Annotated in this window: 14 protein-coding genes; 12 read left to right on the top strand and 2 right to left on the bottom strand. The window is 65.6% G+C overall.

Annotation, left to right across the window (positions count from 1 at the left end; all coding sequences use genetic code 11):
- Positions 1 to 16: 16 nt before the first annotated feature.
- From P0D71_RS33260 to P0D71_RS33225, 8 genes are all read left to right on the top strand, one after another.
- Complete coding sequence (locus P0D71_RS33260) at positions 17 to 415, top strand: type III secretion protein HrpB2 (protein WP_408483640.1); 399 nt, start codon at positions 17 to 19, stop codon at positions 413 to 415.
- Positions 416 to 492: 77 nt separating this feature from the next.
- Positions 493 to 1,332: a type III secretion system inner membrane ring lipoprotein SctJ gene (gene sctJ, locus P0D71_RS33255; RefSeq protein ID WP_408483652.1), complete on the top strand. Its 840-nt coding sequence runs from the start codon at positions 493 to 495 to the stop codon at positions 1,330 to 1,332.
- Between the two features lie 18 nt (positions 1,333 to 1,350).
- The gene (locus P0D71_RS33250; protein ID WP_091792705.1) at positions 1,351 to 2,136 is read left to right on the top strand and encodes a type III secretion protein HrpB4; all 786 of its coding nucleotides are present in this window, start codon (positions 1,351 to 1,353) and stop codon (positions 2,134 to 2,136) included.
- On the top strand, positions 2,121 to 2,942 hold the full coding sequence (gene sctL / locus P0D71_RS33245; RefSeq protein ID WP_408185808.1) for a type III secretion system stator protein SctL: 822 nt from the start codon (positions 2,121 to 2,123) through the stop codon (positions 2,940 to 2,942). The genes P0D71_RS33250 and sctL overlap by 16 nt, the downstream gene beginning before the upstream one ends.
- On the top strand, positions 2,939 to 4,288 hold the full coding sequence (gene sctN, locus P0D71_RS33240; protein ID WP_408483639.1) for a type III secretion system ATPase SctN: 1,350 nt from the start codon (positions 2,939 to 2,941) through the stop codon (positions 4,286 to 4,288). Before sctL ends, sctN begins: the two co-directional genes overlap by 4 nt.
- Positions 4,288 to 4,815, top strand: a complete 528-nt coding sequence (locus P0D71_RS33235; protein WP_091792708.1) for a hypothetical protein — start codon at positions 4,288 to 4,290, stop codon at positions 4,813 to 4,815. The genes sctN and P0D71_RS33235 overlap by 1 nt, the downstream gene beginning before the upstream one ends.
- Positions 4,812 to 5,711 (top strand): type III secretion system export apparatus subunit SctT, encoded by a 900-nt coding sequence (gene sctT, locus P0D71_RS33230; RefSeq protein WP_408483638.1) that lies wholly within the window; start codon positions 4,812 to 4,814, stop codon positions 5,709 to 5,711. Before P0D71_RS33235 ends, sctT begins: the two co-directional genes overlap by 4 nt.
- A 188-nt stretch (positions 5,712 to 5,899) precedes the next feature.
- The gene (locus P0D71_RS33225) at positions 5,900 to 7,375 is read left to right on the top strand and encodes a helix-turn-helix transcriptional regulator (protein WP_408185811.1); all 1,476 of its coding nucleotides are present in this window, start codon (positions 5,900 to 5,902) and stop codon (positions 7,373 to 7,375) included.
- On the opposite strand, the gene P0D71_RS33220 is transcribed toward P0D71_RS33225, so the two are convergent.
- Positions 7,342 to 7,497 (bottom strand): hypothetical protein, encoded by a 156-nt coding sequence (locus P0D71_RS33220; RefSeq protein ID WP_408483637.1) that lies wholly within the window; start codon positions 7,495 to 7,497, stop codon positions 7,342 to 7,344. The genes P0D71_RS33225 and P0D71_RS33220 overlap by 34 nt on opposite strands.
- Before the next feature lie 12 nt (positions 7,498 to 7,509).
- Here P0D71_RS33220 and sctC point away from each other — a divergent pair, with 12 nt between their 5' ends.
- Complete coding sequence (gene sctC, locus P0D71_RS33215; RefSeq protein WP_091792711.1) at positions 7,510 to 9,291, top strand: type III secretion system outer membrane ring subunit SctC; 1,782 nt, start codon at positions 7,510 to 7,512, stop codon at positions 9,289 to 9,291.
- A 123-nt stretch (positions 9,292 to 9,414) separates the two neighbouring features.
- On the opposite strand, the gene P0D71_RS33210 is transcribed toward sctC, so the two are convergent.
- Positions 9,415 to 10,473 carry a response regulator transcription factor gene (locus P0D71_RS33210; RefSeq protein ID WP_408483636.1) on the bottom strand — a complete coding sequence of 353 codons (1,059 nt, stop codon included), beginning with the start codon at positions 10,471 to 10,473 and terminating at the stop codon, positions 9,415 to 9,417.
- 495 nt (positions 10,474 to 10,968) lie between these two features.
- Between P0D71_RS33210 and P0D71_RS33205 the strand changes: the two genes are divergently transcribed.
- From P0D71_RS33205 to P0D71_RS33195, 3 genes are all read left to right on the top strand, one after another.
- Positions 10,969 to 12,066, top strand: coding sequence for an aromatic ring-hydroxylating dioxygenase subunit alpha (locus P0D71_RS33205; RefSeq protein ID WP_408483635.1), 1,098 nt, complete (start codon positions 10,969 to 10,971; stop codon positions 12,064 to 12,066).
- Positions 12,066 to 14,072 (top strand): thiamine pyrophosphate-binding protein, encoded by a 2,007-nt coding sequence (locus P0D71_RS33200; RefSeq protein ID WP_408483634.1) that lies wholly within the window; start codon positions 12,066 to 12,068, stop codon positions 14,070 to 14,072. The genes P0D71_RS33205 and P0D71_RS33200 overlap by 1 nt, the downstream gene beginning before the upstream one ends.
- A partial coding sequence (locus P0D71_RS33195; RefSeq protein WP_408483633.1) for a polysaccharide pyruvyl transferase family protein occupies positions 14,069 to 15,255 on the top strand: 1,187 nt, incomplete at its 3' end. The genes P0D71_RS33200 and P0D71_RS33195, both read left to right, overlap by 4 nt.

The raw sequence follows: 15,255 nt of genomic DNA, 5'->3' as shown, positions 1-15,255 counted from the left end.
GTTTCCGGAGCCGCACATGACTGTCAATGCCACCACGACCGCCTTGCAGGCCTCGCTCGAGCAGATGTCGCAAGGCGCGGGCGCCGCGCCGGCCGCGCAGACCACGCCCGAGCTGGCCGACAGGTTCCAGTCGCTGATGCAGAAGGCGCCGATGAGCGCGCCCGCCACGCCGCAGCAGGACGGCACCGCGGTCGCCTCGAAGCTGGTGGCGTCGCAGGACGCCGAGTTGCAGCACACCGTCAACGATGCGCTGCAACTCGCCCAGGAGGCGCCGACCATGACCATGAACGAGATGAGCGCGGGCACGATCCGCATGACGCTCGAACTCGCCAGCACGCAACTCGACCTGGAAGCGAAGATGGGCGTGGTGGATTCGTCGAAGTCGGCGATCGAAACGCTGATGAAGAACCAGTAGCTCACCTGCGCACGCCACCCCGCCGGTGGCGCAGCGCCTGCGCGAACCCTGAGCACTCGATGCGAGACGCCGCCACCATGTTCGACCGCCTGCCGATTCGCCGCCGCGCCACACCGTTCGTCTGCGTGCTCGCGTTGTGCGTGCTGCTGAGCGGCTGCAAGAAAGAGCTGTACGGCAACCTGTCCGAGCAGGACGTCAACGAGATGGTGGTCGCGCTGCTGGAGCGCGGCGTGGATGCGTCGAAAGATACGTCGGATGCGGGCAAGACCTGGTCGCTCGACGTCGACGACGCGCAGATGGTGCGTGCGATGGAAGTGCTGCGCGCGCGCGGTCTGCCGCACAACAAGTTCGACGACCTCGGCGCGCTGTTCAAGAAAGACGGTCTGGTGTCGACGCCGACCGAGGAGCGCGTGCGCTTTATCTACGGCACCTCGCAGGAGTTGTCGTCGACCTTGTCGAAGATCGACGGCGTGCTGGTCGCACGCGTGCAGATCGTGTTGCCGAACAACGACCCGCTGGCGCAGACCATCAAGCCTTCGTCGGCGGCGGTGTTCATCAAATATCGGCGTGACTCGGACATTGGCGCGCTGGTGCCGCAGATCAAGACGCTCGTCATGCATAGCGTGGAAGGGCTCACCTACGATCAGGTCAGCGTGACGGCGGTCGCGGCGGACCCGGTCGAATACTCGCAGTTGCCGCAGAGCAATGGCATGCCGGCGTGGCTGATGGGTGTGTTGGCCGGCGTGGTCGTGCTCGTCGCGACCGCGCTGCTGGTGCTCGCGCGCCGTGGCGTACTGGCGGGGCGGCCGGGCGGCAAGTCGGGCGGTGCAATGGACGGCACTGCAACGGGCGAGTCCGCGAGCGGCCGCATGGCTGGATTGCTCGCGCGTTTGCGCCGTCTGCGCCCCGCGAACTGATCCGGCGAAGCGGCTGCGATGAACGCCCCGACCGATTTGCCTTTCATGCGGGTGGCCGCGGCGCTCGACTGCTATCGCCGCAACCTTGCGAGCGTGGCGCGCTGGGCCGATCCGTCCTGGAGCGCCGCCTTGCTCGGCGCCAATGCGGTGCAGTTGCAACACTGGCAGGGCGCGCTCGAGCGTGCCGGCGCAGCCGCCGTCGAAGCCTGTTCCCATGCCCTTGCCGATGCCGCCGGCGTCAGGCCGCCTGCGTTCGCCTCGCTGACCCATGCCGCGCTGAAGCCCTCGCCTGCGGGCACGGCTCAGCCCAATGCGGTGCTGCTCGACGTGCTGCCGGCCGGTCGCTCGCTCCAGGTTCTGCGCATGCGCGCATTGTCGTTCCGGCGCGCCGAGGTGCGCCGTTTGATCGACAAGCGCACGCGATCGCAACTCTCGGAATGGACGGGTGTGGGCATCGACCGCCTCACTCAGGACGCCCATCTCGCCGATGCGCCCGATATCGCACGATTGGCCGCGCGGGCGGCGATGCCGCCGTTGACAGCACTTGATGCCGGCACGCTGGCGGCGGAAGGCTGTGCGTTGCTCCTGCGTGACCTGGGCCGGGTCAACGCAGCAAACGGTGCAGGCAGTGCGAACGACAGCATGCGTGTGGCGTTTCCCTTGCTGAGGCTCGCGTTGCCGCGCGCGCTGCTCACGCCGGCATGGCTCGCGTGCGTGCCCGACGAGCTCGACGCGCCCGGTTCCGCCAGGTTATTCGCGCGTCTATCCGATCTGCTACCGGAGTTTGCATGGCTATTTGGTTGAAGCACGCGCGCTCCGCCTTGGGCGATATCGACGTCTGTGGTTCGTCAGCCCGGGTCGGCGCGGCCGCCGATGTAATTCCCCGCGCGACCTTCGGCGAACTGGTCTCGATCGATGCGGCGTATGCGGCGCTCGCCGCCGATCGCGATGCGCTGCTTGCGAGCGCGCGCGAGGAGGCGGCGAGCATCGTCGACGCGGGGCATGCGCGGGCCGCAGCCATCGCCGAACAGGCGCAACGCGAATACGACACCGCCAGCGAGCAGGGCTATCGCGACGGCTGCGACCGCGCGCTCGCCGACTGGATGCAGCGTCTCGCCGACGTCGCGGACGCGCAGAGCCAGTTGCAGATCCGCATGCGCGAGCGGCTGGCGCAGATCGTCGCGTCGGCGGTCGAGCAGATCGTGCGCGTGGAGCGGCACGAGGCATTGTTCGAGCGCGCGCTCGCCACCGTCGACCGCATCGTGGAAGGCGCGACCTACCTGCGTGTCGCGGTCCACCCCGACGACTATGCCGAGGCCAAGGCCACCTTCGACCGGCTTGCCTCGCGCTGGCGCGATCTCGGTCAGCCCATACCGCTTTCGGTGATGGCGGACAAGCGGCTCGAGCCCGGCAGTTGCGTGTGCGAGTCCGACTTCGGCACCGTCGACGCGAGCCTCGATACGCAATTGCGCGCCATGCGCAGCGCCGTGTCACGTGCGCTGAAACGCTCGGTCGAAGAAGCCGATGCGCAGGGCGAAGAGCGGGCGCGCGGCGATGCGGATAACGACGCCGACGACTACGACAGTCGCGCTGACGGGGAAGCGGCATGAGCACGCCGTGGTTCACCCGGACGATCGATTTCGACCGGCTTACCGACGAGATCGAACGCGAGATTCTTGCTGTTCCGGGCGTGACGCGCACCGGTAAAGTACTGGAAGTGATCGGCACGCTGATCAAGGTGGCCGGTCTCGATCTGTCGCTCGGCGAGTTGTGCGAATTGCGCGCGCCGAACGGCACGTTGCTTCAGCATGCCGAGGTGATCGGCTTCACACGCGAGGTCGCGCTGCTCTCGCCGTTCTCGCGCCTCGAAAACATTTCGCGCTCGACTCAGGTAATCGGTCTCGGCCGCTCGCTCGCCGTGAAAGTCGGCGACATGTTGCTCGGCCGCGTGATCGACAGTCTCGGCGAACCCGTGGATGGCGGCCCGCCGATTCATTCCGACACGCTGCGGCCGATTTTCGCGGCGCCCCCCGATCCGATGAGCCGCCGCATGATCGAGGCGCCGTTGCCGACCGGCGTGCGCGCCGTCGACGCGATGATGACGCTCGCCGAGGGCCAGCGTATGGGCATTTTCGCGCCGGCCGGCGTCGGCAAGAGCACCTTGCTCGGCATGTTCGCGCGCGGCGCTTCGTGCGACGTCAACGTGATCGCGCTGATCGGCGAGCGCGGTCGCGAAGTGCGCGAGTTCGTCGAGCTGATTCTCGGACCCGAGGGCATGGCGCGCTCGGTCGTGGTATGCGCGACCTCGGATCGTTCGTCGATGGAGCGCGCCAAGGCGGCCTACGTCGCGACCGCGATTGCCGAGTACTTTCGTGACCGCGGTCAGCGCGTGCTGCTGATGATGGATTCGCTGACGCGCTTCGCGCGCGCCGGCCGCGAGATCGGTCTTGCGGCCGGCGAGCCGCCCGCAAGACGCGGCTTCCCGCCGTCCATCTTCGCCGAATTGCCGCGCTTGCTGGAACGCGCGGGGATGGGCGAGACCGGCTCGATCACCGCGCTCTACACGGTGCTCGCCGAAGACGACAGCGGCAGCGACCCGATCGCCGAAGAAGTGCGCGGCATTCTCGACGGCCACATGATTCTGTCGCGCGAGATCGCGGCGAAGAACCAGTACCCCGCGATCGACGTGCTCGGCAGTTTGTCGCGCGTCATGCCGCAGGTCGTGCCGGACGCCTACGTGCAGGCTGCGGCACGGATTCGCGAACTGATGGCGAAGCATCGCGAGGTGGAGATGCTGTTGCAGATCGGCGAGTATCAGCCCGGCTCCAATCCGCTCGCCGACGAAGCCATCGGCAAGGCCGATGCGATCAGGGCGTTTCTGTCGCAGCGCACCGGCGACTACGCCACGCCGGGCGATACCGAAGCGCTGCTGTACGAATTGAGCGGGCTCGGCTGATGGCCGCAGGATCGATGGGCATGCAGCAGCGGCGCATCGTCGCGCTCGAGCGATCGTGCACGCGGCGCCGGCGTCTGGACGAAACCTTGCGCGCGACGCTCGCGGCGCAGCGCAATGTGCAACTTCAACTCGAAGCCGCGCGTGATGCCAAGGCCGAGCGACACGCGCACGAGGCCGGCGTGCTGCAGTTCTACCAGCATCGCATGGACGGCATGATGACGGGCAGCGAGCCGTTCTCGCTCGACGATCTGAACAACTGCCGTTTGTATATCGGCGTGGTGAGCGACCGGTTGCGCCTACTCGAAACGGAACTCGCGCAGGCCGAAGCCGCGGTAAAGAGCAATAGCGCCGCGATCGCGCAGACGCAACGCGACATCGCGCTGAATCAAGGCCGCATCGATTTATGCGGCGAGCGGATTCGCGACATTCGCCGCGTTCAGGACAATGCCGCCAGCGACGCGAGCGACGAGGAGGCTGAAGAAACCGCGCTGGCGCGACGTTTTCAGGCGCGCGGAGCGCACCCATGAACGACATCTTTTCCGCGCTGCCGCAACTCGGCACGCTGCTCGTCGGCTACATCACGTTGATTGGCGTGTGCTCGCTGCGCCTGTTCATCGTGATGTTCGTCTTCCCGCCGACCGCGGACGGTTTGCTGCAAGGCGTGGTGCGCAATGCCGTGGTGGTGCTGTTCAGCGCCTATGTGGCCTACGGTCAGCCCGTCGCGTTCATGCAATCGCTGCACGGCGTCATGCTGCTGGAAGTGGGGTTGCGTGAAGCGCTGATCGGACTCGTGATCGGCTTTGCGGCCTCGGTCGTGTTCTGGGTCGCGGAGGGCGCGGGCACCTATATCGACGACCTGACCGGCTATAACAACGTGCAGATCACCAATCCCACCCGTCAGGAGCAATCGACGCCGACCGCCACGCTGCTCGGACAGATCGCCTCCGTTGCGTTCTGGGCGCTCGGCGGCATGACCTTCCTGCTCGGCACGCTGTACGAGTCGTATCACTGGTGGCCGATCGTGTCGGCGGGGCCGAATGTGTCGAACATACTCGAATCGTTCGTGCTCACGCAGACCGACACGCTGATGCAAACCATTGCCAAGCTCGCCGCGCCGATGATGTTCATTCTGCTGCTGGTCGATTTCGCCTTCGGCTTTGCCGCGAAGTCCGCCTCGAAGCTCGATCTGATGACACTCAGTCAGCCGGTCAAGGGCGCGGTGACGGTGTTGATGCTGGCGCTATTCGTCGGCATCTTTGTCGACCAGGTGCGCGATCAGGTGACCTTGCGCGGTCTCGAAGCGCAGTTTCGCGTACTGAACGAAATGACGAAAACGCCGGCCGCTTCGGCGACACCGAACGCATCGAACGCACCGAATGCATCGAGCACGCCGAACCTTGCGACGCCGTCAGGCAAGCCTTGAGCTTGCGTTGAGAATGCGTGGCGAAACGCGGCTGCGCGGCCGCATCGATGCAAAACTCAAACCTTCTCAAATGCGCCGCAAATATCAGATTAATTGAAACTTCGCTTCAGGCGGCTCGCTACATTGACTCCACTCGACGCATCGCGCATGTCGCCTGCGACGCGTTCCCGCACTCAGAGGAGTCGTCCATGTTCTCGATGCTTTACTTCCCCGTGGTATCCGCGCTCGCGACGCCCGCACCGTCTGCTCACCCGGCATTGTCCAGCCGTTTTCTCGAGACGTTGCTCGACGGCAAGCTGAACGCCGCGAGTCAGCTCGCGAGTCGCTGGGCCGACGAAGCGGGTCACGCCGAATTCGCCCCGCATGCGCTGCAACTGCACGCCGACATGCAACTGATGCTCGGCATCGAAGTCGAGGCCGAGGAGAACTACCGTCGTTCGCAAAAGCTGAGTCGCTCGTCCAAGCATGCCATTCGTACCGCGTCGTGCCGCAACGCCGCCTGGCAGGCGTTTTTCCGGCATCGTCTCGGCACTGCGCTGGCGTGCTTTTCACGTGTGGCCGATGAGCCCGGCATCGAACCGGCGCGCGCCGTGGAAGCGCACTTCGGCATTGTCTGCGTGCTCTACGAACTGGGACGCACGAGTGAAGCCGCCGACGCCATCGACGATCTCGTCGAACGGGTGGAGCGCGATCTCGACGATGCAGCGGGTCATTGGCACGCGTTGCTCGGCACGCTGCGCTTCGACCTCGCCGTGCAGATGGAAGTGCGCAACGCGACGGCGTTGCGCGATCATGTCTACTGGCAATCGGGCCTGTCGAGCGAACGCGTGCCGCGGCCGGGCCGGGGCGCCGATGCAAGCGTGGACAGTCTCGCGCGCGCGGTGTTCGGCGTGCGCTCGCCGCTGCTGCGCGCGCGCATCGACTACCTGCAGCAACTGCGTCTGGCCGCCTGCGCGGATCGTGACGCGATCGGCGCATTGCAGCAGCATCTGCACTGGTCGCGCGAGCAGGGAATCGGCGACTATCAGCGCACGCTGCGCCTTGAAATCGCGCTGGCGACGCTGGCGGGCGCGGCGCCTCATCTGGCCTGCTCGATTCTCGAACCGCTGCATCAGATCGGCCGCAACGGCACCACCGGCCACCGTCAGCTCGAATATCTCTACTGCAGCGCCAAAACGCGCCAGGCCGAAGGCCGCGCGCAGGAGTCGCTGCAACTCTATAGCCGCTATGCGCTCGTGGCCATGCAATGCCTGCGCGAAGATTCGCAAACGCGCGCGCCGTTCCTGCAGCGCGGCGCGAAGGCCTCGCCCCAGCTCGACGATGTCGGCGCGCGTCTGCCGGCCAAGTATCGCCGCGCGTACAGCTACGTGCTCGACAACCTCGACCGGCGTGATCTGTCGGTTCGGGAAGTAGCGGCCGAGATCGGCGTGACCGAGCGCGCGTTGCAAAGCGCGTTCAAGAATTTCCTCGGCCTGTCGCCGACCGAACTGATCCGGCGTCAACGCATGGAGCGGATTCGCGCGGAACTCACCGACCGGTCGTATTCGAGCGATCGCGGCGTGTTGGGCGCCGCGAGTAAATGGGGCGTGCAAAACCGCTCGACGCTCGTCAACGGTTATCGCAAGCAGTTTCATGAAGCGCCGTCCGAGACGCTCGAGCGATAGCGCCGCCGCGCTTGCGGCTCGGGTTGCTGCTCGGGTTGCTGCTCCGGTTGCTGCTCCGGTTGCTGCTCGGGTTGCTGCTCCGGTTGCGCTGCGGCGCTCGCGGCTTTTTCCATCACCCTCACACAGTCGACTCCATGAAATCGAAGACGCTGTTCTGCGCCGCGTGGCTCGCGGCGTCCCTCACGTTGAGCACGCTGCAACCCGCCAGTGCGGCGCCCGTGCGGTGGCGCGGTACGACGGTGCATATCGCCGTCGAAGGCAAGGATCTCAAAGACGTGCTGCGCGATTTCACCGCGAGCCAGGGCGTGGCCGCGTCGATCGCGGGCAATGTTCAGGGCGCGGTGACGGGTCGCTTCGACATGTCGCCGCAGCGCTTTCTCGACACGCTGGCGTCGACGTTCGGTTTCGTCTGGTTCTATGACGGCAGCGTGCTGTCGATCAGCAGCGCCAACGACGTCACCCACCAGGTGATCAAGCTCGATCACGCATCCGCTTCCGATCTACGAGCAGCGTTGCATACCATGAGTGTCGACGACGCGCGCTTCCCGGTCGTCTACGACGAGAGCGCGGGCACGGCGATCGTCAACGGTCCGCCGCAGTATGTGCAGATGGTGAGCGAGATCGCAAAACGCCTCGACGACAATGCGAGCCGCCGCAGCGGCTCGGTGATTCGCGTGTTCAAGCTCAAGCACGCATGGGCCGCCGATCACAAGGTGCAGATCGACGGCAACACGATCACCGTGCCGGGTGTGGCCACCGTGCTGTCGAACATGTATCACGCCAGGCAGGAGAAGGGCGGCGGTCAGTCGCAGACCTCGGTAGCGCCGAACATGCAGCGCGTGCCGGCCATGAACGACGTGGGCGGAGGCAATAGCGGCGGCGGCCAGCTGAACCCGCCGTTGCCGCCCAATATGGCCGACGGCCAGGGTGGGGCGCTCGGCGGGCTGGTCGGTAATGCGCAGCCGTCCAACTACGGCAGCACCGGCAATGTCGGCTACGCGAATGCGCCTGGCGCTTCGCAGACGAGCCCGCCGAGCGGCGGCGATCTGACCTTGCCGATCATGCAGCCCGATCCGACCACCAACTCGGTGCTGATCCGCGATACGCCGCAGCGCATCGACCAGTACGCTTCGCTGATCGATCAACTCGACACGCGGCCCAAGCTGATCGAGATCGAAGCGCACATCATAGAAATCGACGACGACGTGCTCGCGCAAATCGGCGTGGACTGGCGCGCGCATAACAGTCATCTCGATTTCCAGACCGGTACCGGAACGTATCAGCAGAACAGCTACGCGAACGGCTCGATCAACCCGAACTTCGGCACCACGACACTCGCCGACGGCACCACGGTGGTCTCAGCGACACCGGTCGGCGCCTCGATTACCGCCGTGCTCGGCGATGCGGGGCGTTATCTGATGGCGCGCGTCAACGCGTTGCAGACCACCTCGAAGGCAAAGATCGATGCGTCGCCGAAGGTCGCCACGCTCGACAACGTCGAAGCCGTGATGGACAACAAGACCAAGTTCTTCGTGCGTGTGTCCGGTTATACGTCGGCGGATCTGTACAGCGTGTCGACCGGCGTCTCGCTGCGTGTGCTGCCGATGGTCGTGCAGGAGGACGGCCAGATGCGCATCAAGCTCGAAGTGCATATCGAAGACGGTCAGCTCACCGGCCAGCAGGTCGACAACATTCCGGTCATCACCAGCAGCGAGATCAATACGCAGGCCTTTGTCGGCCAGGGGGAGAGCCTGTTGATCGCCGGGTATAGCGTGGACAACAACTCGAACGGCGTGACCGGCGTGCCGGGCTTATCGAAGATTCCGCTGATCGGCGCACTGTTCCGCTACAACAACGATGAGCGCTCGCATATGGAACGCGTCTTTCTGTTGTCGCCGCGAGTGCTGGATCTGTAATCGGAAGGCCGCTGCTGAACGCGGGGGCACGTGCGGCGTCAAGTTCGACGTCGTAAGTGCCCCCCACTTGCGATTGACACACCCGCTTTCCTCAGCGGTGGTGTGCGTCCCTTTGCCCGTGCATTAGCGCCGCCGCCCGTTGCTGCCCAGCAGCGCGGCGGGAATCGGGAACGACGTCAAGGCCGACGAAGCCTCGTTTACCGACGATTCGGCACCGCGCGTGCCGATGCCCGCAACCGGGTTCACGATATGCGCGGTGCCGCTGTGCCACATGGCGGCATACTGAGCCCACGGTTGCGCGCTGCGAGCGGCTTCACTGTCTTTTTCGTGGACATCGAGCGTTCGGGAAACGCGCGCGGTTTGCCGGATGCCTTGTCTGTTCCCTTCGTCGCGAGCGATATCGACGACTTCTGTGATCGCCTCGATCGCATCGACGGCCCGCTCGGCCTCGCTGATCACCGGCATGATGGCATCGGCATCCTGCTTGCCGTCGCACAACTCGACGCGATATCCGTGTGCATACATCGTGCGTAGCTGAACGCCTGACGCGCCGTTCAGCCCCAGCTTCTTGCGCAGTTTGTAGATGTGCTGTTCGAGCGTGCGTCCGACGATATCTTCCGTACTGCTCCAGATCGCACCGGCAATCTGCCGGCGGCTCACGTATTCACCCGCGCGCGAGAACAGCAGCCAGGCGATGGCGAACTCGCGCACCGTCAGGCGGATTTCGCGTTCGTCCACCAGCACCGTGCCGGTACGCCGGTCCAGCCGGTAAGGGCCGAGTTCGGCCCGATCTTCGGATTGCAACGGCGGCGGCGACTGAAAGCGGCGCAATGCCTGGTAGGTGCGTACTTCGAGTTCTCCCTGGTCGATCGGTGAGAGCACGACGTCGTCGGCGCCGACTTCGAAAGCGCGCTCGATGCTGTCGCGATCGGCAAACGCGCCGATCACGATCAACGGCGCGCGGCGGTCGCCATAGCAGGCTCGCCGTGCGAAGACCGCGCGCGTCGCGTCGATTCCCGTTGCCGCGTCCACAAGAATGGCGTGATAGTCCTCCCGATAGATCGCCCGTGAGAGCGCGACGTCATCGAGGAAGCGGCAGCATTCGATCGTATCGTCGCGAAAGCATTGGCAAATCAGATTGAACAGGCTGCTGCTGGTAGTCATCACGGCGAATTTCAACATGCCCTCCGGGGATTGATGCATAAGGTTGCTTCCCAAACCGCGTTGCTTGTCCCGAAAATTACGGTCCTTAAAATATCAGGGCTGTAACGAATTGTTTCGCCCTGACATGCACTGAAGCAGCATGAAAGATTCGGAATTTGTTTCGCATCGTTTCAATCCGGTCAATAACCGGACAGATCGCGGCTATTAGCCGGGAGATGCATGGCTAAATGCGAATTCGGCATCAATTACCTTATCGTTTGCCTTAACGGGTAAAAGAGACCCGGGCCGCCGGGAATCGCATGCGAAGCAAGGTTCGCAGCACCTTTCAGGTTCGCAAGCCGTATTTATCTTTGTTGAGCATCTCGAATGCGCATTTTGTGAATGCGGCTTCGCATTTGCCTGAGCTTTGTTGAATCTGTGGGATGACCGGGCTAATTACACTCGCATGAGGCGGCCGCCCAATGCGGCGCCGCGCCGTGTTTTTCCTCTGCCGATTCCATTGCGAGTGGTCTCATGTCCTTTCTGTTAAACGCCTGGCATGTCGCCGCTTTTGCGCACGAGGTTCGCGCCGACCTGCCGCTCACGCGCACGCTGCTCGGGCGGCCGGTAGTGCTGTATCGCGATGCCGGACAGCGTGCTATCGCGCTCGACGATCGCTGCGCGCATCGCTTCGCGCCGCTCTCGAAAGGCCGTATCGTCGACGGCGTGCTCGAATGTCCGTATCACGGTCTGCGCTTTAACGCGAGCGGGCAGTGCGTGCACAATCCGCACGGCGACGGCCGCGTGCCGGCGGGCGCGAAGGTGCGTGCCTACCCGTCGATCGAACGTTACGGCGCCATCTGGTTCTGGCCGGGCGACCCCGCCCGCGCCGACGCGGCGTTGGTGCCGTCGTTTCCTTTCGTCGATCCCGCGACCAACGTCACGCACGACGGTTATCTGCATACGCGCGCCCACTATCAGCTGAGCGCGGATAACCTGCTCGATCTGAGCCACTTCCAGTTCCTCCATCCCGATACGCTCGGCAGCGAGGCAATTGCACGCGGCGACGTGCAGTCGGGCAGTCTCGGAGATACGGTCTGGGTTCGCCGCAGCACTTACGACGAAGCGCTGCAGCCGTTCGTCGCGCAAGGCTTCGGGATTCCACCCGGCACGCGGGTGGATCGCTGGATGGATGTGCGCTGGACGCCTCCCGGATTGCTCTCCATCGTGGTCGGCGTAACGGCGGCGGGCATGCCGCGCGAAGCGGGGCTGATCGCGCCGTCCGCGCATTGGCTGACGCCGGAAACCGAGTGCACGACACACTATTTCTTCGCGTTCGGTCTGCCCAATGAGATGGGCGACGCGGCGCGCGGTCTGGTGCGCTATGCCGTCGAAGGTCTGATGAAGCCGTTCGAGTGCGAAGACTTGCCGATGCTCGAAGCGCAGCAGAAGAATCTCGGCGACAACGACTTCTGGGCGCTGCAGCCGGCGCTGCTGCCCATCGACGCCGGCGCGATTCGCGCACGACGCGTGATGGAGCGGCTGATTGCGGCGGAGCAAGGGGCGAACGCTGCGCAGGCGCGCACGATCGCGATTACGCCGGTGGCGGACACTTCGCAAGCGTTGGCGTGATGAGCGCCGTTCCCGCCACCGCGGCGCGCGGTGAATCACTCAACACGGTATGGGTGGAGTTCATCGTCGAGATGTTGAGCGCGGCCGGTGTGCGTCATGCGGTGTTGTGTCCCGGTGGCCGCGCGAGCGCGATGTGTCTTGCCCTCGACGCGCATCCACGAATCGCCGTCGAGATGATCAGTACGGACGAGCGCAGCGGCGCGTTCGTCGCACTTGGGATCGCGAAAGCGAGCGGCGCACCGGTCGCGATCGTCACGACGTCCGGCTCGGCGGTTGCCAGTGTCTTGCCGGCCTTGACCGAAGCGGACGCCTGCGGTGTGGCGCTTGTCGTACTGACGTGCGACCGGCCGCGTGGGCTGCGCGGCGCTGGCTTTGGACAGACGGCGGACCATCTCGGTGCGACCCGCGCGTTCGTGCGCGCACAGGCGGACCTGGCCGATCCCGAGGACTCCGCACGAGCCGTGGAGCGAGCGCGCGGCGAGATCGCGGCCGTGCTGGCCGCCATGTTCGAGGGCGTGCCCGATCTCAGCGACAGCCTGTCACGCGCCGACGCGCATCCATCGTCGATGCGGCCAACGCGTGGTCCAGTGCATCTGAACGTTCCGCTGGCCGGTGTCTACGACGCGCTCGAAACGCAGCCGGTGTCGCTCGGGACGGTCCGCGCGGCACGAGCCGCGCGGACCGAGGCAGACGGTGGCGCATGTGCGCTCACTGCTTCGCAAGATCGCAGCGCGTCTCTGTACGCCGACTCCCGCTTATCCGACAGGTCTGCCACGCTGATCGTCGAACGCGTCATGGCGCGCGTATTTGCGAGGCGCGGCAGCCGACCGCTCAGTGACGGTCTCGACGGGTTGATCGTGGTCGGCCCGGAACCGGGCGTGCCACCCGAGGCGATCTTCGCGCTGGCCGCGGCGAGTGGTTTTCCCGTGCTTGCCGATGCGGGCAGCGGGCTGCGCTCGGGGCCGTTTGCATTGGCGCCGCAAGCGGCTGCGCACGGCGCGGCGGGCGCATTGATCGTCAACGCATTCGATGTGTTCGGCGGCGCGGCGCGGCTCGCGTCGGCGCGCGCGGAACTGATCGTGCGCTTCGGCCTCGCGCCGGTCATGCCGGTGCTGCATGCGTACCTCGAAAAGCATGCCGACGTGCCCACCATCAAGATCGCGCCTTGTCGTGTCGCGCATGACTATCTGCACCCGGCGCTGGATCCGCGCGATGTGGTGGTCGCCGCTTCGCCAGCGACGCTGGATGAGATGGCTGCGGCGTTGTGCGAGGCCGTGCCCGTGCCGTTACGTCGGACTGCCAGTACCAGTGCCAGTCCCAACACAGCGGCGAAGCCTGCCGCGCCCGTCGCCTTTTCCTGGCGTGACCGCTGGGCGAGCGTTGCCGCCTACGGTGCGCGCGAACGGCGCGCGTGCGTTGCGGCGCTCCCCTGGGGTGAAGTGTCGGCGGTTCATCGCGTGCTGGCTGTGCCCGGCTTTGCCTTCGTCCATCTCGGCAATTCCATGTCGATGCGTCACGCCGATATCGGCTACGACGTGCGTGCCGCGCGCCAGACTATCTATGTGAACCGCGGTGTGAGCGGCATCGACGGCACGCTGGCGACGTTCATCGGCGAAGCGCTCGCGCGCCGCGATGCGGGTCTGTTGCTGCTCGGCGATCAGGCGTTGATTCACGATCTCTCCTCGCTGGCGAGCGCGCAACGTGTGAGTACGCCGGCCTGCCTATGCGTGCTCGACAACGGCGGAGGCGCGATCTTCGACTTCTTGCCGATCTCGCGAGCACCGGCTTATCGGCGCACGATCCGCAATCCTTACCAGCTCAATATCGGCGCACTGGCGCAGGCGTTCGGGCTGGCGCATCGCCGTGTCGAGACGCGAGACACGCTGGACGAGGCGCTCGCAGAGGCGCGTGATCACGCCGGCGTGACGATCGTCGAAGTGGCGGTCGATCCGTACTCCGGTGCGCTGCAAATGCAGCAACTTGCTCAAGCGTTAGGTGCGGCATGATGGATTGGGACCTTGCCGACAGCCCATTGCAGCGGTCGCTCGCCGCGCTGAACCGATATGCGGACGCTCCCGCGCCAGACGAGGTATTTCTCGACGACATGCGGCGACGCATCGACGCGGCGCGGCGTGCGCCCGTGCGCAGCGATCCCGGAGAAAATCGAAACGCGCCGCGCAACACATTGCGCGACACGCCGCGCGTGCTGTTGCTCGGCTACAGCGGCGCGGGCAATACCGGTGCCGATCTGCGCACGATCGAGACGATCGCGCAGTTGCGTCGTCTGCTCGCGCCGCGCGAGCCCCGTATCACGCTGTTCGCGCTGGGCGACTGCTTCGATCATCCGCTGCTTGCCGGCACGCCGCGTCTCATGCCCGCGCTGCCGTATCTGCCCGATGCGCTCGACGCCGCCGTGCGCGACGCCGATCTCGTGCTGAACGTGGAGGGCTCGACCTATACGTCGAAGTTTTCCGACTCGTTGGCGGGCGTGCTGATCGGCGGAATCGCGCTCGCGCATGCGCACGGGCGGGCGGCGATTGCGTACGGTGTCGATAGCGGCACGATGAGCGCAGCGCTCACGCGCTTTGTCGAACGCCACGCGCAGGCCGGAGAAGTCATTTGCCGCAACGACGCGGCGCGCGCGCAGCTCGCGTCGCTCGGTGTGAGCGCGCAAGCGGGCGCCGATACCGCGTGGACCTATCGGGCACACTCTGCAGTGCACGATGGGCCGCACGGCCCACGGCGCGCGGTGCTCTGTCCCAACAATCCGTTCTGGTGGCCGGTGCATGCCGACGCGGCGCGAGCGCGTGAGCTCGACGCGCGTCGCGAAGTATCGCCGCTGCGCTATGGGCCGTTGCATTTCCACTGCTGGGACGCGTCGCGCGCCGAGGCCTATCACGCCTATCTGGATCGATTCGCGCGGATTGCTGTCGGCTTGAGGGAGCAGGGGTACACGCCGGTGCTGGTGGGCATGGAGCAACTCGATCGCGGCGCCTGCGCCGATCTGGCGGCCCGTGTGCCGTTCCCGATCGAGATCGTCGCGCGCGGCCCGCAGACGCTCGACGAAGTGGCCGCCACGGTCGCGCATGCCGCATGTGTGGTGACGACACGCTATCACGCGGCAGTGCTCGCGATCTCGCATGGCGTGCCGGTGTTCGGGCTGTCGATGGACGCGCGCATCGAGCGCTT

It is taken from the genome of Paraburkholderia sp. RL17-383-BIF-A, from assembly GCF_046028015.1.
GTDB lineage: Bacteria > Pseudomonadota > Gammaproteobacteria > Burkholderiales > Burkholderiaceae > Paraburkholderia.
Note: the sequence above shows the minus strand (reverse complement) of the source record. Positions and strands in the feature narration are given on the sequence as shown.